This window comes from Giesbergeria sinuosa (assembly GCF_042652905.1).
In the GTDB taxonomy this organism is placed as follows: Bacteria; Pseudomonadota; Gammaproteobacteria; order Burkholderiales; family Burkholderiaceae_C; genus Simplicispira; species Simplicispira sinuosa.
In genome coordinates this window covers 284020-301747 of the sequence record NZ_JBHSHJ010000001.1, presented here as the reverse complement: position 1 = coordinate 301747, position 17728 = coordinate 284020, and the positions used below count along the sequence as shown (strand labels likewise).

20 protein-coding genes, 1 tRNA gene and 1 pseudogene are annotated in these 17728 nt (G+C 58.3%); 9 read left to right on the top strand and 13 right to left on the bottom strand.

Features of this window, described 5'->3' with window-relative positions; all coding sequences use genetic code 11:
• The 3 genes from ACFO6X_RS01330 to ACFO6X_RS01320 all read right to left on the bottom strand — a co-directional run bounded on the left by ACFO6X_RS01330 (position 1) and on the right by ACFO6X_RS01320 (position 3816).
• A complete protein-coding gene (locus ACFO6X_RS01330; RefSeq protein WP_382429270.1) occupies positions 1-1272 on the bottom strand; it encodes a hypothetical protein in 1272 nt (423 codons plus the stop codon).
• 127 nt (positions 1273-1399) lie between these two features.
• Positions 1400-2074 (bottom strand): lytic transglycosylase domain-containing protein, encoded by a 675-nt coding sequence (locus ACFO6X_RS01325; RefSeq protein ID WP_382429268.1) that lies wholly within the window; start codon positions 2072-2074, stop codon positions 1400-1402.
• The gene (locus ACFO6X_RS01320) at positions 2071-3816 is read right to left on the bottom strand and encodes a proline--tRNA ligase (protein ID WP_382429266.1); all 1746 of its coding nucleotides are present in this window, start codon (positions 3814-3816) and stop codon (positions 2071-2073) included. The genes ACFO6X_RS01325 and ACFO6X_RS01320 overlap by 4 nt, the downstream gene beginning before the upstream one ends.
• Before the next feature lie 91 nt (positions 3817-3907).
• On the opposite strand from ACFO6X_RS01320, the gene ACFO6X_RS01315 reads away from it, so the two are divergent.
• The gene (locus ACFO6X_RS01315; protein WP_382429264.1) at positions 3908-4585 is read left to right on the top strand and encodes an RNA pyrophosphohydrolase; all 678 of its coding nucleotides are present in this window, start codon (positions 3908-3910) and stop codon (positions 4583-4585) included.
• A 7-nt stretch (positions 4586-4592) separates the two neighbouring features.
• On the opposite strand, the gene proB is transcribed toward ACFO6X_RS01315, so the two are convergent.
• The 4 genes from proB to rplU all read right to left on the bottom strand — a co-directional run bounded on the left by proB (position 4593) and on the right by rplU (position 7709).
• Positions 4593-5747: a glutamate 5-kinase gene (proB, locus tag ACFO6X_RS01310; protein WP_382429262.1), complete on the bottom strand. Its 1155-nt coding sequence runs from the start codon at positions 5745-5747 to the stop codon at positions 4593-4595.
• Positions 5748-5855: 108 nt separating this feature from the next.
• Positions 5856-6950, bottom strand: a complete 1095-nt coding sequence (cgtA, locus tag ACFO6X_RS01305; protein WP_382429260.1) for an Obg family GTPase CgtA — start codon at positions 6948-6950, stop codon at positions 5856-5858.
• Between the two features lie 171 nt (positions 6951-7121).
• The gene (rpmA, locus tag ACFO6X_RS01300; RefSeq protein WP_091459058.1) at positions 7122-7382 is read right to left on the bottom strand and encodes a 50S ribosomal protein L27; all 261 of its coding nucleotides are present in this window, start codon (positions 7380-7382) and stop codon (positions 7122-7124) included.
• A 15-nt stretch (positions 7383-7397) separates the two neighbouring features.
• Entirely contained in the window at positions 7398-7709 is a 312-nt protein-coding gene (gene rplU / locus ACFO6X_RS01295) for a 50S ribosomal protein L21 (protein WP_091459059.1), read from the bottom strand.
• A gap of 216 nt (positions 7710-7925) precedes the next feature.
• On the opposite strand from rplU, the gene ACFO6X_RS01290 reads away from it, so the two are divergent.
• The 4 genes and pseudogenes from ACFO6X_RS01290 (at position 7926) to ACFO6X_RS01275 (ending at position 10216) form a co-directional block, all read left to right on the top strand.
• A complete protein-coding gene (locus ACFO6X_RS01290; RefSeq protein WP_382429257.1) occupies positions 7926-8855 on the top strand; it encodes a polyprenyl synthetase family protein in 930 nt (309 codons plus the stop codon).
• A 38-nt stretch (positions 8856-8893) separates the two neighbouring features.
• A tRNA-Pro gene (locus ACFO6X_RS01285) sits at positions 8894-8970 on the top strand.
• 61 nt (positions 8971-9031) lie between these two features.
• Positions 9032-9604: pseudogene (locus tag ACFO6X_RS01280) on the top strand (MBL fold metallo-hydrolase); the annotation flags it as partial.
• Between the two features lie 267 nt (positions 9605-9871).
• On the top strand, positions 9872-10216 hold the full coding sequence (locus tag ACFO6X_RS01275; RefSeq protein ID WP_382429779.1) for a rhodanese-like domain-containing protein: 345 nt from the start codon (positions 9872-9874) through the stop codon (positions 10214-10216).
• A gap of 24 nt (positions 10217-10240) precedes the next feature.
• On the opposite strand, the gene lysM is transcribed toward ACFO6X_RS01275, so the two are convergent.
• Entirely contained in the window at positions 10241-10717 is a 477-nt protein-coding gene (gene lysM, locus ACFO6X_RS01270) for a peptidoglycan-binding protein LysM (protein ID WP_382429255.1), read from the bottom strand.
• Between the two features lie 107 nt (positions 10718-10824).
• Here lysM and ACFO6X_RS01265 point away from each other — a divergent pair, with 107 nt between their 5' ends.
• On the top strand, positions 10825-11616 hold the full coding sequence (locus ACFO6X_RS01265; protein WP_382429253.1) for a type III pantothenate kinase: 792 nt from the start codon (positions 10825-10827) through the stop codon (positions 11614-11616).
• A 1-nt stretch (position 11617) separates the two neighbouring features.
• On the opposite strand, the gene ACFO6X_RS01260 is transcribed toward ACFO6X_RS01265, so the two are convergent.
• The 5 genes from ACFO6X_RS01260 to rsmI all read right to left on the bottom strand — a co-directional run bounded on the left by ACFO6X_RS01260 (position 11618) and on the right by rsmI (position 16015).
• Positions 11618-12433, bottom strand: a complete 816-nt coding sequence (locus ACFO6X_RS01260) for a tetratricopeptide repeat protein (protein ID WP_382429251.1) — start codon at positions 12431-12433, stop codon at positions 11618-11620.
• Positions 12434-12588: 155 nt separating this feature from the next.
• Entirely contained in the window at positions 12589-13353 is a 765-nt protein-coding gene (locus ACFO6X_RS01255; RefSeq protein WP_382429249.1) for a class II glutamine amidotransferase, read from the bottom strand.
• A 33-nt stretch (positions 13354-13386) separates the two neighbouring features.
• The gene (locus ACFO6X_RS01250; protein ID WP_382429247.1) at positions 13387-14862 is read right to left on the bottom strand and encodes a DHA2 family efflux MFS transporter permease subunit; all 1476 of its coding nucleotides are present in this window, start codon (positions 14860-14862) and stop codon (positions 13387-13389) included.
• Positions 14859-15083, bottom strand: a complete 225-nt coding sequence (locus ACFO6X_RS01245) for a cysteine-rich CWC family protein (RefSeq protein ID WP_382429245.1) — start codon at positions 15081-15083, stop codon at positions 14859-14861. Before ACFO6X_RS01245 ends, ACFO6X_RS01250 begins: the two co-directional genes overlap by 4 nt.
• 11 nt (positions 15084-15094) lie before the next feature.
• On the bottom strand, positions 15095-16015 hold the full coding sequence (gene rsmI / locus ACFO6X_RS01240; RefSeq protein WP_382429243.1) for a 16S rRNA (cytidine(1402)-2'-O)-methyltransferase: 921 nt from the start codon (positions 16013-16015) through the stop codon (positions 15095-15097).
• Between rsmI and ACFO6X_RS01235 the strand changes: the two genes are divergently transcribed.
• From ACFO6X_RS01235 to ACFO6X_RS01225, 3 genes are all read left to right on the top strand, one after another.
• A complete protein-coding gene (locus ACFO6X_RS01235; RefSeq protein ID WP_382429241.1) occupies positions 16015-16416 on the top strand; it encodes a YraN family protein in 402 nt (133 codons plus the stop codon). The genes rsmI and ACFO6X_RS01235 overlap by 1 nt on opposite strands.
• A gap of 70 nt (positions 16417-16486) precedes the next feature.
• Entirely contained in the window at positions 16487-17065 is a 579-nt protein-coding gene (locus ACFO6X_RS01230) for an SIS domain-containing protein (RefSeq protein WP_382429239.1), read from the top strand.
• Positions 17065-17721 carry a BON domain-containing protein gene (locus tag ACFO6X_RS01225; RefSeq protein WP_382429237.1) on the top strand — a complete coding sequence of 219 codons (657 nt, stop codon included), beginning with the start codon at positions 17065-17067 and terminating at the stop codon, positions 17719-17721. Before ACFO6X_RS01230 ends, ACFO6X_RS01225 begins: the two co-directional genes overlap by 1 nt.
• Positions 17722-17728 lie beyond the last annotated feature (7 nt).

Below are 17728 nucleotides of genomic sequence, written 5' to 3'. Positions count from 1 at the left end.
TTAGAACCAGTAGCCGAAGTTCATCTTCCAAGTATTGCCACTCTTGGAATGTGCATAGCCCAAACCGGCCCGCACGAAGCTGCGTGCAGAAAAGGCACTCTTATTGGTGCCCAAGGTAATGCCGATCTCTTGACTATTGTCGGCAAACGGCTTGTCACCAAAATAACGGGTATCGATGAAAGAGTATTCCAACGACATCTTAGAGCCCTTGATGGTCACAGGTTGCAACAGCATAATGCCGTTGCGCATGCCGGTGGTGGTGATGTCCGGATTGAAAGCGTAGTCACCCGAAGAGAATTTTCCGGTTTTGTAAATACCCAGCATGTTGCCAATGGCAATGTCAAACCCCGTCATGGGAATAATGTATGCACTACCAATCGTGGCCGAATACAGCCCCGCCACGGTTGCCAAATCCTCAGAGCCGACAAACGAATATTTAATGCCCGGCGTGAGCGTCCAACGGTCAGACATGGGAATACGATAAGCCAGACCAAACCCGGCTTGAATGCTCTTGGCACCACCAATATCACTGTAAGTGATAGGCAATTGCAATACCAGTTGGCGCCGAGGATCAATATCATTACGGAAGGTGTAAGACAGCGGAATACTGAGAAACTTGGTATTGGTGCTGTTGATTTTTCCTGAGCCGTAGTTCAACCCCACCTGAAGCAAATTGCCCGCCTTGCCATCTTGGCTGGCCTCCTTGGCCAGCGCCGCTGGGGCCGCTACATTGGTGGCTACATCCAGAAAGCTGCTGCCAAAGTCTGACGCCACGGTGGTGGGAATCAACCCACCTTGTCCGGTAATGGGGCTGAACGGCGAATGCTTGGCCTGATAGTTCATGATTCGGCCAATCACATTGTTGTTCTTCAGGTAGTCTTCCAGTTTGTCTAGGCTTTCATCGCGCGTTCTGCCATTGAAGGCCTCGTTGATGCCCAACTCAGGAATGACAAAGCTCAACTGTGGGCTGGATGGCTGAAAATGGAGATTAACCAGCAAGCTATTGAAACTGGCTTGGGCCGAAATTCCATCCGTGTTGCTATTGGCACCAGGAAACAAACCCGTCAGGCGCGTGGTCTTGAGGGCGTCAATAAAGCCCTGCGCAGTGGACTCATTCACAGATGCACAGCGCCCCACCGTGGAATCATTGATGTTGAGCGTATAAGGCCGCTCTGTCATCACGTCTATGATGTTGGCACATGTGGCTGCGGCCCCACCCGCCATCAAAAAGCCACCCGTGGCTACTGCCATCGCTATGATATTTTTGTGCATCTCCCACTCTCCTTTTGTTGCATTGCTGCTGAAGTTGTAGCTGAATGTACTGGTAGCAACTACCTGTGTGATTCTGCTACAAATTACAAAAGTTGTAGGCTTTTTTCAGCGGTGGCGGGGCCGTTTTTCAAGCCCCGGTACTGCCCGCACCGTTGTAGATCCAATGGCGCTGCGCCGCAAACACGGCGTTGGGGTAGGGGTCACGGCCTCGGCTGCCGTTATAGCGGCCCAGCGCCAAAAACAGATCGCCCCGTTCACGCTCCAGATAATGGCGCAAAATCACACAACCAAAACGCAAGTTGGTTTGCATGTGGAACAATTTTCCGGGGTCGCCATCGCCAATGACCCGCGTCCAAAAGGGCATCACCTGCATATAGCCGCGCGCCCCCACGCTAGAGATAGCAAATTTGCGAAAGGCGCTCTCTACCTGAATGAGCCCCAACACCAGCGATACATCCAATCCGGCCCGTTTGCTTTCGTACCAAACCGTTTGCAAAAAGTCGCGGCGCACCTCCAAGTCGGGTTTGCGCTTGCGCAGGCGCTCACTCATGGCCGTCATCCAATGCAGGTAGCCCAAACGGGCCTCTGTGGAGGCAAACTCGGGCTCTGGTGGTGCCTGCTGGAGCACGGCAGAACTCAATGCCGTGCGCACGGAATCCATCAAAGGCTCTTCCAATTGGCCCCCAGCATGGGCTAAAGGGGCGGCCCCTAGCCATAAGCCGGGCGCCGCCATCCATGCCCCCAACGATACGAAGCTGGCGCGGCGCGAAACCCCGGCACCAGCATTGCATCGGGCGCTCATACGGCCAGTCGGCCCTTGAGGTGGGCCAAAACATCGGCGGTGGCAATTTTGGTGGCCGCAGCATCGCGGCGATGCTGATACTCCACCAACCCTTCTTTCAGACCCCGGTCACCAATCGTGACGCGGTGCGGCACACCAATCAGCTCCCAGTCGGCAAACATGGCACCTGGGCGCTCGCCACGGTCGTCCAAAATCACGTCAATGCCTTCGGCCAGCAGTTGCGCATACAGGGTTTCTGCGGCTTCTTTGACGGCTGGAAAACGCTCTGGGGTAATAGGGCACAGCACCACAGTAAATGGCGCGATGGCATCGGGCCAAATAATGCCGCGCTCATCGTGGTTTTGCTCAATGGCCGCAGCAGGCAAGCGGGTGATGCCAATGCCATAGCAGCCCATCTCGAAGAAAGCGGGCTTACCATCTTCGGCCAGAAAGCTCGCGTTCATGGCCTTGGAGTATTTGGTGCCCAAATAAAACACATGGCCCACTTCAATGCCGCGTTCAATCGCCAATGCACCTTGACCATCGGGCGATGGGTCTCCAGCCACCACATTGCGCAAGTCCATGACCAGTGCAGGCTCTGGCAGGTCGCGGCCCCAGTTGACACCGCTGGTGTGAAAATCAACCACATTGGCACCGCAAATCCAATCGGCCAATACCGCCACTTCACGGTCTACTACCAGTTGCACTGGCTTTTGCAGCTTCAGTGGCCCCAGATAGCCCGGCTCGCAACCAAAATGTTCGAGGATCTCGGTGGTGGAGGCAAAACGGAAGCCTTGGTCTAGACCGGGCACCTTAGCCACTTTGATTTCGTTCATCTCGTGGTCGCCGCGCAGCAGCAGCAGCCAAACTTGGCTTTTCACGATCTCGCCCTGCTCATTGAGCTGATCCGTAGCCAAAACCATGGATTTGACGGTCTGTTGCAACGGCACGCCCAGCAAGGCGGCCACATCGGCACAGGTGGTTTTGCCGGGGGTGGGCACTTGGGTGAGCGGCTGGCTGGCGGCAGGGCGGGGTTGGCTGGGTGGCAGCGCCTCGGCCTTTTCGATGTTGGCGGCGTAGTCACTGTTTGGGCAATAGACAATGGCGTCTTCGCCAGTGGCGGCAATCACCTGAAATTCTTCACTCAAGTCACCACCAATGGCACCGCTGTCGGCAGCCACGGCACGGTAGGTCAGGCCAAAACGGTCAAAAATGCGCCGGTAGGCGGCGGCCATGACTTGGTAGCTGGCTTTGGCGCTGGCTTGGTCACGGTCAAAGCTGTAGGCATCCTTCATGACAAACTCGCGCCCGCGCATCAAACCAAAGCGGGGGCGACGTTCGTCACGGAACTTGGTTTGGATTTGGTACAGGTTTTTGGGCAACTGCTTGTAGCTGCGCAGCTCTTGGCGAGCGATGTCGGTAACCACCTCTTCGCTGGTGGGCTGAATAACGAAGTCGCGGCCATGCCGGTCGCGAATGCGCATCATCTCTGGCCCCATCTTGTCAAAGCGGCCCGTTTCTTGCCACAACTCGGCGGGTTGCACCACCGGCATGGTCAGCTCTATGGCTCCAGCGCGGTTCATTTCTTCACGCACAATGGCTTCAACTTTGCGCACCACGCGCAGGCCCATAGGCATGTAGTTGTAAATGCCAGCACCCAGCTTTTTGATCATGCCCGCACGGGTCATGAGCTGGTGGCTGACTACTTCAGCATCGGCAGGGGCTTCTTTGAGGGTAGAAATCAGGAACTGGGAGGCTTTCATCGCAATGCGGCTGGCCCATAGGAGAAGCTCCCCTTGTGGCGTGCAGGGGGCCGTGCATAATGGGCTCAGTTTAAAAATTTGGGGTTTGATTATGCTTGACCGGGACGGCTTTCGGCCCAACGTCGGCATCATCCTGCTCAACCAGAGAAACCAGGTGTTCTGGGGCAAACGCATACGTACCCATAGCTGGCAGTTTCCGCAAGGTGGCATTGATCGGGGTGAGACACCCGAACAAGCCATGTTTCGGGAACTCCACGAAGAGGTGGGCTTGCAGCCCAATCATGTGCGCGTGGTTGCCCGCACCCGGGACTGGTTGCGCTACGAGGTGCCTGATAGGTACGTCCGCCGCGATGCACGCGGCCACTACAGAGGCCAAAAACAAATTTGGTACTTGCTGCAACTGATCGGCTACGACTCCGATCTGAATTTGCGGGCCACCAACCATCCGGAATTTGATGCCTGGCGTTGGAACGATTATTGGGTGCCGCTAGACGTGGTAGTGGAGTTTAAAAGGGGCGTCTACAAAATGGCGCTCACAGAGTTGGCACGCTTTTTGCCCCGCCACGAACAACGCAATCGCTATTTGCGTGGTAGCTTTCGTGCCCGCGACCCCGAGCAGGGCAACGGGGGCATGTTGTTGCGCCACGGCCATTTGCTGTTGCACCGTGATATGGAGTTGCCACCGGGTGCCACGTTCGACCCCGACCCTGGCACCAACTTTGTGGCCGAGCCGCAGCAGTCCACCCAGGCTCCGGCGACCATGAAGTGAGGTGGGTTCAGCTGCCTGCCAGCACCAAGTTGTCGCGGTGCACCATTTCGGGTTCTGCGGCATAACCGAGCAGCTGTTCAAACTCTGGCGAGGGCTTACGGCACAGCAAACGTGCTTCGGCGCTGGCATAGTTGGTCAGGCCACGGGCGATTTCTATGCCGGAGGCATCACGAATGGCAATGACATCGCCTCGGGCAAACTCGCCCTCTACCGCCGTCATGCCAATGGGTAGCAGGCTTTTGCCCTCATGGCGCAACTTGGCAGCAGCGCCCTCATCTACCACCACCGCACCACGCAATTGCAGATGGTCGGCCATCCATTGCTTGCGGGCCTGGGTCTTGGCGGTCTGCGCCACCAACAGCGTGCCTATGCTTTCACCTTGGGTCAGGCGCAGCAATACATCCGGCTCACGGCCCCAAGCAATGACGGTCGAGGCACCAGAGCCCGCCGCCCGTTTGGCCGCCAGAATTTTGGTGATCATGCCCCCCTTGCCGATGCTAGAGCCCGCGCCACCGGCCATCGCTTCGAGTGCCGGATCGCCCGCTTGGGCTTCGTGAACGAACTGTGCCGCAGGGTCACGGCGCGGATCAGCGGTATAAAGCCCTTTTTGATCGGTCAGAATGACCAAGGCATCGGCTTCCACCAGATTAGCGACCAAGGCACCCAAAGTATCGTTGTCGCCAAACTTGATCTCATCGTTGACCACGGTATCGTTTTCGTTGATGACCGGCACTACACCCAAGCCCAACAGAGTGAGCAAGGTGGAGCGGGCGTTGAGGTAGCGTTCGCGGTCGGCCAGATCAGCATGGGTGAGCAGCACCTGTGCGCTGCCAATGCCGTTCTCGCGCAGTTTGGTCTCATACATCTGCGCCAGCCCCATTTGACCAACGGCTGCAGCGGCCTGCAGCTCATGGATTTCTTTGGGGCGGGTTGTCCAGCCTAGGCGCTTCATGCCTTCGGCAATGGCACCGCTAGAGACCATGATGACTTCGCGCGGCACACCATCTGCGCCGCCACGCACCAACGCCGCCAATTGGCGGCTCCATTCACCAATAGCCACTTCATCCAGCCCCCGACCTTCGTTGGTGACCAGACTGGAGCCTACCTTGACCACCAGGCGGTGCGCACGGTGCAACACATCCGAAACTTGATTTTGGTTCATCATGGACTGTCACTGTTGCGCGGTAGGCGCAAGCAGCAATGGATCAACAGCAAACGGGACACTGCGCTACAGACATCTACCCTGTGTGCGCAGTACGAGGGGGACAGCTCAGCCAGGTTCAGTACCCGCAAAGCGGGGATCGACCTCGGCAAACCGCGGATCAACTTCCACCACTGGGGCTTGCTCGGCCACTTGTTGCGCTTTGACATGGCGATAAATGGCATGGATCAGGGCTTCACAGCCCTCGCGGGTCAGCGCCGAAATCTCAAACACCGGCCCTTTCCACTTGAATCGCTTGACAAAATCAGCCACTTTGGCCGCGCGCTCCTCCTGCGGCACCATGTCCAGCTTGTTGAGCACCAGCCAGCGCGGCTTGTCGTAGAGGGCTTTATCGTACTTTTTCAGCTCACCCACAATCGCCTTGGCTTGGGCCACCGGATCCACATTGTCATCAAACGGGGCCATGTCAATGATATGCAACAACAACCGGGTGCGTTGCAGATGGCGCAGGAATTGATGCCCCAGCCCAGCCCCCTCAGAAGCACCTTCAATCAGCCCCGGAATATCGGCAATCACAAAACTCTGCTCTGGCCCCACGCGCACCACCCCCAGATTGGGGTGCAATGTGGTGAAAGGGTAATCGGCAATCTTGGGCCGGGCATTGGAGACCGCGGCGATAAATGTGGATTTGCCAGCATTGGGCATCCCCAACAGCCCCACATCGGCCAGCACTTTCAGTTCTAACTTGAGTGCTTTGCGCTCACCAGGCCAGCCCGGTGTTTTTTGCCGGGGTGCCCGGTTGATGGCGCTCTTGAAGCGCAGGTTGCCAAAACCACCATCGCCTCCTTTGGCAATGGTGATGACTTCGCCGGGGTTCAGCAACTCGTACAGCACTTCGCCGGTGTCGGCATCGGTGATGATGGTACCGACGGGCATTTTGAGCGTGATATCGTCGCCCGCAGAACCAAACATGTCGGAGCCCATGCCGTGCTCACCGCGCTTGGCTTCGTAGCGGCGCGAATAGCGAAAATCCACCAGCGTGTTGAGGTTGGGATCAGCCACCGCAAACACATGCCCCCCCCGACCACCGTCGCCACCATTGGGGCCACCGAATTCCTTGTATTTTTCGTGCCGGAACGACACGCAACCATTGCCACCATCACCGGCGGCAATGTCTATGTAGGCTTCGTCAACGAATTTCATCAGGATTCCAGTGTACAAAACAGCGGCTTGTCCGGCGACCCCTGTCAGCCAGAAAGCATAAAGCCCCGGCGGGCGGGGCGCTTGGCATGCAGTGACGCTAGCGGCACTGCGCGCCTGAAAAAGCAAAGCCCCGACCAGTCGGGGCTTGGTGTGCAGTGAGAGCGCGAGGCCTCAGGCTGCTGCAGTCACAGTGACTGTGTGCTTGGACAGTGCGCCCTTGGTCGAAAACGACACATGGCCATCCACCAGTGCAAACAGTGTGTGGTCTTTGCCCAAACCGACATTGGGGCCGGGATGGAACTTGGTGCCACGTTGGCGAACGATGATCGAGCCGGCGCTGATCAATTCACCGCCGAAAGCCTTCACGCCGAGCATTTTGGGCTTGGAATCGCGCCCGTTTCGCGTAGAGCCGCCGCCTTTTTTCTGTGCCATGACTTAGCTCCTTGCTTAAGCAGCAATATCGCCGATTTGCAGTTCGGTGAACTGCTGACGGTGACCTTGGCGTTTTTGATAGTGCTTGCGACGGCGCATCTTGAAGATGTGCACTTTGTCGTGCTTGCCGTGGGCAACTACCGTTGCCTTCACGGTTGCGCCGGACACCAGGGGTGTGCCAACCTTGATTTCAGCGCCGTTGCCAACAGCCAAAACTTGGTCGATCACGATTTCCTGGCCTACGTCCGCAGCAATCTGTTCTACTTTGATTTTTTCGCCGGAAGCAACGCGATACTGCTTGCCGCCGGTTTTTATGACCGCGTACATGTGAACCTCTTGGATTGTGAGTTTCCATGAAAGAATCTTCACGGAACCCATGATTCTATCAGCCCGGTCATATCGTTGCATAGTCCCCGTCGGCTGCCACCAGATCGGCACAGCTTCCTATAATTTCGCCCACCGTTAGCGACCATTACCTTGACAGCTTCAGCCCCCCCACCCTCTGGCACCACCGCCTCTCCGCTTGCTCTCATTCAGGATGACATGCGTGCGGTCGATCAGGTCATTGCCGACCGTCTCGCCTCTGGCGTCCCTCTAGTGGGCCAGATTTCACATTACATCATTGCTGCGGGTGGCAAGCGCCTGCGCCCTGCTCTGCTGCTGATGGTCAGTGGTGCCCTGGGTTACGCGCAGGCGCACCGCTTCTCGCTGGCAGCGGTAGTGGAATTCATCCATACAGCCACTTTGCTACACGACGATGTGGTGGACGACTCCACCCTGCGCCGGGGTCGCCCCACGGCCAACGAAACTTTTGGCAACCCGGCCAGTGTGTTGGTGGGCGACTTTCTGTATTCCCGCGCCTTCCAGATGATGGTGGAAGTGGGCCAGATGCGCATCATGGAGATTTTGGCTGAGGCCACCAACATCATCTCCGAAGGGGAGGTGCTGCAACTGATGAACATGCACGATGCCTCGCTCAGTGCCGAGGGCTATCTGCTGGTGATCCGCTCTAAAACGGCCAAGCTGTTTGAGGCCAGTGCACGCTTGGCAGCCGTGCTGGCGGGTAGCTCTGCAGAGGTAGAACAGGCCTGTGCCACCTATGGTCAGGCACTGGGCACGGCTTTCCAAATCATTGACGATGTGCTGGACTACGATGGTGACCCCGCCGAATTGGGCAAAAATCTGGGTGATGACCTGCGCGAAGGCAAGGCCACACTACCGCTGATTATTGCCATGCAACAAGGCACGCCAGAGCAGGCGGCCATCGTGCGCCACGCCATTGAAAATGGCAGTGCCGATAGGCTAGAGCAGATTGTGACCATCGTGCGAGAAACCGGTGCTTTGTTGGCTGCCCGCGATGCGGCCGCAGCCGAAGCGCAACGGGCGATGACGGCCTTGACACAGCTGCCAACCAATGATTATTCGGCCTGTTTGCTACAATTGGCGGCTCAGCTTTTGGAGCGCCGGGCCTGACTTTTCAGCGCGATGGTGCCATGCAAGCAGCAAAACATCGGGGTGTAGCTTAGCCTGGTAGAGCGCTACGTTCGGGACGTAGAGGCCGGAGGTTCGAATCCTCTCACCCCGACCACCAAATAAAACAAGACCCGCCAACTCAGACCAGTTGGCGGGTTTTTTGTTGGTGCCTAGGAATGGCTACCATGTCTGCCAGCGCAATGCACCAGCCGTTGAAGACGATCACCTCCACACAGACCATCCCAACCATGATCCCCTTGCAATTGTTTGATCCTGCCTCCAGCACCTACACCTATGTGTTGCACGACCCGGCCACGCGTGAGGCGCTGATTATTGACCCAGTGGATACGCAACTGCAACGCGATCTGGATGTGCTGCAAACTTATGGCTTAACGCTACGCTGGATTGTGGAAACCCATGCCCATGCTGACCATATCACCAGTGCCCGACTGCTGGCTGAGCACACTGGCGCACGCACTGCAACACCGGCCGCTTGCGGCATTGGCACAGCAATGGTGCAGTTGCAGCACCATGACAACCTCCACTTTGGCAATGAAGTGCTGCATGCCTTGCACACGCCTGGTCACACCGCAGGCAGCATGTCTTATCAGTGGCACGACCATGTCTTTACCGGCGACACCTTGCTGATCAACGGCTGCGGGCGCACCGACTTTCAGTCCGGCGATGCACATGCGCTCTACCACAGCATTACCCAGCAGCTGTTTTGCCTGCCCGATGACACCACCGTTTGGCCTGGTCACGATTACCAAGGGCGCAGCCATTCCAGTATCGGTGCCGAGAAAAAGAACAATGTCCGCCTAGCAGGGCGCAGCGAGGCCGATTTTGTGGCCTTGATGCATACGCTGCACTTGCCTCGCCCCCAGCGCATGGACGAGGCCGTGCCTGCCAATTTGCAATCGGGGTTGCGCCACGATGCTCACCCTGCGACAGGGCAAGCGCCACTGGCCGCCGATGGCTATGCCGGTGACATCTCCCCCTTGCTGGCTTGGCAGTGGATGCAAGAGGGAGAGGCTGTGCTGGTGGACGTGCGCACCGATGCCGAACGCGCCTGGGTGGGCGAAGTGCCCGGCGCAGCAGCTGTGGCTTGGAAGCAATGGCCCGGCATGACCATGAACCCCGATTTTGATGCCCAGCTACACGCTGCTGTGCCTGCGGGCCAGAAGGTGCTACTGCTATGCCGCAGCGGTGTGCGCTCAGTGGCTGCAGCGCGGCGGGCCACTGAACTGGGGCTGGTGGCCTACAACATTCTGGAGGGTTTTGAAGGCGATCCAGACCAGCATGCCCACCGCGGCCTCAAGGGGGGCTGGCGCTTTCATGGCCTGCCTTGGCGCCAAGGCTGAGCAGCCATCACAGCCCACGCCCCATCACAGTGGCGGAATGCGCAGCTTCTGGCCCGGATAAATTTTGTCTGGGTGGCTAAGCATGGGCTGGTTGGCTTCAAAAATTTTGGGGTACTTGTTGGCATCGCCATAAAACTTTTTGGCAATAGCCGACAAGGTATCGCCACGCACCACATCATGGAACTGGGCTTGGGCCTCTGGGCTAGCCACGTTCATCAGGTTCTCAACCTGGGTAACGCTAGAGACATTGCCGCAGCACAAGGTGACTTTCTCTTTGGCTGCTTGGGTAGGTGCCTGCCCTTGCACGGTGACAAGACCTTGCACACCATCGTAGCTCACCTGCACATCGGTCACGCCCAAGTTTTGCGTAGCGATATAAGCAGTAATCGCTTGCGCTGCCTTGGCATTGCGCTCTTCTTGGGAGGACGGTGTGGCTGCTGCTGCCTCCTTGCCGCCAAACAGCTTTTCGCCGGCATCTTGGATAAAACTGAAAAGGCCCATGTGCTCTCTCCTGTGGTGGCTGGATCAGAAGCTTGCACTGTAGCGCCAAACCAGCGCCTTCGGCACAGTAAAAAGATGTGTCAACAAAACTCGGGATAATGCGCCGCATGACTTTCCTGGCCATTGACATCGGCAATACCCGCCTCAAATGGGCGCTGTACGAGGCTCCCTGCCCAGGGGCGGCGCTGTTAGCGCAAGGTGCAGAGTTTCTTGACCATGTAGACCGATTGGCCGAAGGCGGGTGGGCACAATTGCCAGCCCCCACACGCATGTTGGGCTGTGTGGTGGCCGGCGACGCCATCAAGCGCCGTGTTGAAGAGCAGATGGAGATATGGGACGTATCGGCCCAGTGGGTGGTAGCCTCCGCACAAGAGGCTGGACTCATCAACGGCTACGATCATCCTGCACGTTTAGGCTGTGATCGTTGGATTGCCATGATTGGCGCGCGCCAGCGGCTGCTGGCCCACGGCCCCAAACGCCCATTGGTGGTGGTGATGGTGGGCACTGCCGTGACGGTGGAGGCCATTGATGCCGAAGGGCATTTTTTGGGGGGGTTCATCCTGCCAGGACACGGCATCATGCTGCGGGCGCTAGAGTCGGGCACAGCAGGGCTGCATGTGCCCACAGGTGAAGTGTGCATGTTTCCTACCAATACCAGTGATGCCCTGACCAGTGGCGGCACTTTTGCCATTGCCGGGGCGGTGGAGCGGATGGTGCAGCATGTGATTCAGCACTGTGGGGCAGAACCGGCCTGCATGATGACCGGGGGAGCGGGCTGGAAGATGGCCCCCAGCATGGGCCGCCCGTTTGAACTGGTCGATAACCTGATCTTTGATGGCTTGCTGGAAATAGCCACCCGCCGCTTTGTCCGTGGTGAGAGTGGCCTCGCGCTCTTCTGACTCAAGACTTGCTTGCCATCGCTACCCAATCGCCATACTCTTCGGTAGCCAATTCTGTTTGGGCCATTTCGGTGGCGAGATATTGCGCCGCATCCAACGGCGTGCTGCGCGCGGCCTGCTCATAAAGGGCAGTGGCCTCGGCCATGCGGGCGCTACCCTCCAGCATGATCAGGGCATCGGCATACTCGGTTCGGGCCAAGGCCGATTCTGGTTGCAACTGCAAGGTTTCTTGGAACAGGCGCAAAGCCACGTCTTTTTTGGCACCATAAGTCATGCCACCAATTAATGGCCCCACCTTGTCGATGACTTCAGCATGGAAAACGCCTAGAACCATGCGGGCATCGGCGTGTGCAGGTGCCAATGCAATGGCCCGCTCCAATGAGTGTTTGACCTTGTTGCCCACTCCTTGGGCCAGCGCCTTGGCCACACTGATGCCTTGGCTGTAGTGTTGCAGTGCGTAGCCGTGACAGTACCAAGCATTGGGGTTGTCGGGCTGGCTTTGTATCTGTATTTGGGCGCGTTCAGCCACTTCCAAAAACAGCTCTTGGCGGGTACGCTCGCGCTTTTCTAGGTAACGGGCGTGGATGATGGTGGACAGGTTAGCCACCGTGATACCCGCAAAAGTACCGGCGGCCAGTCCTGCCTCCATGGCCTGCTGAAAGTGACCGTTGTGAAACAGTACCCAAGCTGCCAGCACTGGGGCGTCTGATGGCAGCGGCTCTGCATCCCCACGGTGGAGATTCAGCCACTGGGCAGCCAAACCCGCACTATCGTACTGATAGCGGTGGGGGTAAGGAAAGAGAGTCCATCTCGCCATGGGCGAATCTCCTGTGCAAGACACGGTAGGATCAATAGGGGCGCAGGCGTAGAGAGTCACAAAACTGGGGCAAGAAATGCAGTCACCCTCACTCTATCGAGCTAACCGAGCAATTGCACGCTGCAATGCAACATCCACCCACCGCAGCACTGCGGTCAGGCGCACACTTGGCCGTTGACAAAGACCTTCAATTCTCCAGAACGAAAAGGGTGCCAAATTTCGTTGTTGGTCAATGGTGCCGTCACGATCACGGCCACCCGGTCGGTTGGGGCGGTCTGGGTAGAGAAGTCCACGCGCATGTCTTCATCGGCCAATTGCGCCTCGGCAAATGGGTGCTGGCGTTCAATGTAGTAGAGCTGGGTAGACGCATGGGCCCACAGTGCCTGACCGTTGGAGAGCAAAAAATTGAAGGTGCCATGCGGAGCAATGCGTGCGGCCAGCTCACGCAGGGTGAGGGTCAGTTCGGCCACACTGGGCACATCGGCATGGGATTTGGCCAGCTCCTGCATGATCCAGCAAAAAGCATGTTCGCTGTCGGTGGCACCTACGGGATGAAAATGGCTGTGCAAGCGGGGACGAAAGTCTTTCAAATCGCCGTTGTGTGCAAAGACCCAATAGCGCCCCCACAGTTCACGCACAAAGGGATGGCAATTTTCTAAGCTCACCACGCCTTGAGTGGCCTTGCGGATATGGGCAATGACGTTACGGCTCTGAATGGGATAGCGGCGAATCAAGTCGGCAATGGGTGAGTCAACTGCCCGTTGGTGGTCCACAAAATGGCGCACGCCCTTGTCTTCAAAAAAGGCAATGCCCCACCCATCGCAATGATCCCCCGTGTGTCCAGCCCGCTGGGCAAAGCCAGTAAAGCTGAAGGTGACATCGGTAGGGGTGTTGCTGTTCATTCCAAGCAATTGACACATGGCTAGGCTTTCGCGATGGGACAGGAGGGGGTTTCAGGGAGCAGGCGGCGTCACAGGCGCAGAGTGTGGCACGCGCAACTGCCAAGCGGCCACCAAGGCCAACAGGCACAGAGCACCCAACATCAGAAAGGCCTCGCCAAAAGCTGCCATGCGTTGGGCACCTGCGACTGGGGCATGCAGTGAGGTGCCGTGGGCGGCCAACCTCCACTCCAGCACAATGCCACACAAGCCCACACCTGCCGCACCCCCCAGAGTGCGCAAAAAGCTGATGGCGCTAGAGCCTTGCGAGATCAAGGTTTTGTCTAGTGGTCGCATCGCACCCAAGTTGAGCGAGGGCAGCACAAAGCCCAGCCCAATGCGTCCGACGATGGTAAAGAGCACCAAGACCCAGAGCGTGGCATCTTGGCGCACCCAGACCATCAAGATAAAGGATACGGCCATCAGGGCCAGACCGATCATCACCAAGCGGTGGGTAGGCTGGCGATCGGCCATGCGCCCCACCACGGGAATAGTGATAGCCAACACCAGCCCGGCGGGCAGCATGATAGTGCCCACATGGGAGGCCGATAGGCCCAAACCCACCTGCATGAATACCGGCAGCAGATAGGTGGAGCCAAATAATGCCGTGCCATAGATAAAAGCGACTACGCTGCCCATCGCAAATGGGCGGTACGCAAAGATGCGTAGATCCATCAAGGGTTGCGCGCCGCTGGCGGTCTGGCGTTGCTGCCACCAAACAAAGGCCAGCACTGCCACCAAGGCCGCCCCCAACAGGATGGCAGATTGGGCAGCGGGGCCGCTGTGCAGCGTCACCAATCCATTGAGCAGGCAGAGCGTGCCAATAGCCCCCAGCAACAATCCCCGCCAGTCCAGAGCTGCCGTGTGACGCCCGGCCTGTGTGCCGCCAGGGCCGGTCACCGGCACAAAGCGGTAGGCCAGCCACAACGATGCCACACACAACGGTACCACCATGAAAAAAATGGAGCGCCAGCCCCACCAATCCACCAACAGGCCACCCACGCTCGGCCCCAATGCCGGTGCCAAGACAACGCCCATACCAAAGATGCCACTGGCTCGCCCCTGCTCATGGGGCTGGAAGGCATGAAGAATGATGACGGCTGGAATAGGTTGCACAACGCCCGCAGCCAACCCCTCGGCCACACGGGCCAACAAGACCCAATCGAACTGGTGGGTGCTTCCTCCCACAAGCCCACCGATCAGCAACAGCAACATGGCTCCAGCATAGGTGGTGCGATAGCCGTAGCGGGTCAGCAACCAAGGGGTGGTGAGCATGGCCACGGCCGTAGCCATCATGAACCCCGAAGACACCCACTGTGCCCTCTCTTGCCCCAAGGCAAAGTGCTGACTCATGCCAGGGATGGCTACATTGACCACCGTAGAGGACATGATGGAAGCCATCGTGCCCACCATCACCGACAACAGCAGCAACCAGCGGTAATTCTCGCCGTACCGGGCTTTGAGTGCGGCAACCGAGTCCGGGCCACTCATGGGCGGGGGATATCTGTGCCTTGTGCGCAGGCAGGGCAAATGCAACGCTGACCACGCTCTTGCTCTGGCAATACGGCCAATGCCAGTAGGCTCATGGGGGTGGTCATGCACCAGCAGGTTTGTGGCGGCTTCCCCAATGCCACGGCGCATTGGTTAGGACGTCCACACAGGGGACAAGAGGCTGTCCAAGAAAGGTTGTCAATCGGGGCGTTTGGATTCATGGTGAAGGCGCTCACTCTTGCTCGGACTGGCGCAATGCCAGGGCGCGGTCATACAGGGCATTGCGCGGGGCACCCGTGATTTGGGCCGCCAAACGCACTGCGGTTTTGAGTGGCAACTCGGGCAGCAGCAGCTCAAGCACGCGCTGGCTCTCATCTGCCCCGTCCACCACCCACACCGGATGCAGTAGCACCACAAACTCGCCCTTGGCACGTTGTGTATCTCCTTGCAACCAAGCCAGCAGTTGCTGTGCGGGCTGTGTGGTGATTTCTTCAAACTGCTTACTGATTTCACGCGCCAACGTGACGGGACGCTCGCCCAACACGGCCAACGCCTGGGCCAGATCGGTAATGCGGTGGGGCGCTTCGAGCAACACCACGCAGCGTGTCTCTGATGCCAAACGCTGCACGCAGGCGGCACGCTCGGCATTTTTGACAGGCAAAAAACCGGCAAAAACAAAGCCAGTATCGACCCCAGCAGGGGCTACCGCCCCCGCCACGCTCAATGCAGACGTCACGCTGCTAGCCCCCGGCAAGGGCATGGCCCGCAGTCCCGCAGCCCGCACGGTAGCCACCAGACGGGCACCCGGATCACTGACCCCCGGCGTGCCCGCATCACTGACATAGGCCACCCGTTGCCCTGCCTGCAAACGGGCCAATACCGTCTGCGCTGCCTCTGCCTCGTTGTGCTGGTGCAAAGCCAACATTTGTGCGCCGCTCTTGTCAATCCCATAGGCCCGTAGCAGACCGTGGGTGTGGCGTGTGTCTTCACAGGCCAAGGTATCGGCCAACTGCAACACATGCAAAGCGCGCAAGGTGATGTCAGCCAAGTTGCCAATCGGCGTAGCCACCACATACAAGGCGCCTTGGGGATAATGCTGCGCAGCCGCCGCATCGCGGGCGGCTCCCAGGGCTGAAGCAAAAGATGCGCTCAATGGAATTCCTCGGTAAAAAAGCAGCCAGTGCCTCTGCGGCATCTGCCACCACACAGCAAAAAGGCCAAGCCGCTGAAGAGCGGGCCTTGGCACATTTGCAAGCGGCAGGCTTGCGTCTGTTGGTACGCAATTATCGAACGCCCGGACGTGGTGGTGGTGAGATTGACCTGATTGTGCGTGACCAAGACGGTACCGTTGTCTTTGTGGAGGTGCGCAGCCGCAGCCGCAGCGATTTTGGCAGTGCCGGGGCCAGTATCCATGCTGCCAAGCAGCGGCGCATCATTTTTGCGGCACGCCATTACCTGATGCGCTTGCCAACACCGCCTGCATGCCGCTTTGATGCTGTACTGATAGAAGGCGACACCCTAGAGTGGCTACAAGCCGCATTTGATGCCCAGTAAGCCCCAATACCCGTGCAGCCTTCTGCATTTGCTAGCAAATCGATAACACGATACAGGTATCATCGCCGCCATGCTAGAGCAACGCATCCAACAGCACTTCATCGACAGTGCCGATTTGCAATACCAGACCGCACAAGACCTGGGCAAGCCGATTGCCGATGCTGTACAGGCTATGCTTGCCTGCATCACAGGAGGCGGCAAAATTCTGGCCTGTGGCAGTGGCCCTTCGGTAGGCCACGCCTTGCAGTTCGTGGCATTTTGTCTGGCTGGTTTTGAACGCGAGCGCCCCGAATTTGCCGCACTCGCACTCTCTTCTGACAGCGCCTTGCTTGGCACCACGCAGCAACCCTTTGCTCGCCAAGTACGGGCGTTGGGACAAGCCGGAGACCTGCTGCTGGCCTTGTGTGTAGATGGCAACGATGCCGGGGTATTGGCCGCCGTAGAAGCCGCCCATGAACGTGATATGAGCATCGTGGCCCTGAGTGGCCGCAGCGCAGGACGCTTGGCCTCGGTGTTGCGCGAGACCGATGTGCTCTTGTGCGTACCCCATGACCGCGCAGCACGGGTGCTGGAAGTCCACACCCTCATCATCCATTGCCTGTGCGATGGGGTAGATGCGCAATTGTTTGGTGAACAGGAAGAAAGCTGATGCAAAAATTTTCTATCCACCGTGTTTTGCCCCTGGTGCTAGCGGCCAGCACTTTGGGCACGGCCTTGGTGGGATGTGCTCCAGTGGTGTTGGGTGGCGTAGCCCTGGGTGGCATTGTGGCCGCAGACCGCCGCACCACAGGCACCCAAGTCGAGGACGAAGGCATTGAGCTGCATGCCGTCAATCTGCTGCACGGCCAATACGGTGACCGCATTCATGTCAATATCACCAGCTACAACCGTCAGGTGCTGCTGACTGGCGAGGTGCCCACCGCCGCCGATCGCCAACGGGTGCAAGAACTGATTCGCAGTCTGGAAAACGTGCGCTCGGTCGTCAATGAGGTGGCGGCCATGCCTTCCACAACTTTGGCCCAGCGTTCCAATGACACCTTCATCACGGGCAAGGTGCGCGCCAGTTTGGTAGATGCCAAAGACCTCACGGCCAACGCCTTTAAAGTCGTGACAGAGCGCGGCGTGGTCTACCTGCTTGGGCGTGTTACCCAACGCGAGGCCCAACGGGCCGCCGCCCTGGCCAGCGGCGTCACTGGTGTGGTGAAAGTAGTGCGGATGTTTGAATACCTGAGCGAAGATGAGCTGTCGCGCATGAGCATCACCCGCCCAGACACCACCGGCAGCGGCAACAGCAGCCCACGTTGAGCTGCGT

Bases quoted from the DNA above. Each gene is read 5' to 3' on its own strand.
- ACFO6X_RS01260 (WP_382429251.1), bottom strand. From the start codon at position 12,433: ATGGCGAGATGGACTCTCTTTCCTTACCCCCACCGCTATCAGTACGAT.
- cgtA (WP_382429260.1), bottom strand. From the start codon at position 6,950: ATGAAATTCGTTGACGAAGCCTACATAGACATTGCCGCCGGTGATGGT.
- ACFO6X_RS01245 (WP_382429245.1), bottom strand. From the start codon at position 15,083: ATGAATCCAAACGCCCCGATTGACAACCTTTCTTGGACAGCCTCTTGT.
- rplU (WP_091459059.1), bottom strand. From the start codon at position 7,709: ATGTACGCGGTCATAAAAACCGGCGGCAAGCAGTATCGCGTTGCTTCC.
- ACFO6X_RS01320 (WP_382429266.1), bottom strand. From the start codon at position 3,816: ATGAAAGCCTCCCAGTTCCTGATTTCTACCCTCAAAGAAGCCCCTGCC.
- ACFO6X_RS01330 (WP_382429270.1), bottom strand. From the start codon at position 1,272: ATGCACAAAAATATCATAGCGATGGCAGTAGCCACGGGTGGCTTTTTG.
- ACFO6X_RS01225 (WP_382429237.1), top strand. From the start codon at position 17,065: ATGCAAAAATTTTCTATCCACCGTGTTTTGCCCCTGGTGCTAGCGGCC.
- ACFO6X_RS01230 (WP_382429239.1), top strand. From the start codon at position 16,487: ATGCTAGAGCAACGCATCCAACAGCACTTCATCGACAGTGCCGATTTG.
- ACFO6X_RS01255 (WP_382429249.1), bottom strand. From the start codon at position 13,353: ATGTGTCAATTGCTTGGAATGAACAGCAACACCCCTACCGATGTCACC.
- ACFO6X_RS01315 (WP_382429264.1), top strand. From the start codon at position 3,908: ATGCTTGACCGGGACGGCTTTCGGCCCAACGTCGGCATCATCCTGCTC.
- ACFO6X_RS01265 (WP_382429253.1), top strand. From the start codon at position 10,825: ATGACTTTCCTGGCCATTGACATCGGCAATACCCGCCTCAAATGGGCG.
- rpmA (WP_091459058.1), bottom strand. From the start codon at position 7,382: ATGGCACAGAAAAAAGGCGGCGGCTCTACGCGAAACGGGCGCGATTCC.
- ACFO6X_RS01250 (WP_382429247.1), bottom strand. From the start codon at position 14,862: ATGAGTGGCCCGGACTCGGTTGCCGCACTCAAAGCCCGGTACGGCGAG.
- ACFO6X_RS01290 (WP_382429257.1), top strand. From the start codon at position 7,926: ATGCGTGCGGTCGATCAGGTCATTGCCGACCGTCTCGCCTCTGGCGTC.
- ACFO6X_RS01275 (WP_382429779.1), top strand. From the start codon at position 9,872: ATGCAAGAGGGAGAGGCTGTGCTGGTGGACGTGCGCACCGATGCCGAA.
- ACFO6X_RS01235 (WP_382429241.1), top strand. From the start codon at position 16,015: ATGGAATTCCTCGGTAAAAAAGCAGCCAGTGCCTCTGCGGCATCTGCC.
- proB (WP_382429262.1), bottom strand. From the start codon at position 5,747: ATGAACCAAAATCAAGTTTCGGATGTGTTGCACCGTGCGCACCGCCTG.
- lysM (WP_382429255.1), bottom strand. From the start codon at position 10,717: ATGGGCCTTTTCAGTTTTATCCAAGATGCCGGCGAAAAGCTGTTTGGC.
- ACFO6X_RS01325 (WP_382429268.1), bottom strand. From the start codon at position 2,074: ATGAGCGCCCGATGCAATGCTGGTGCCGGGGTTTCGCGCCGCGCCAGC.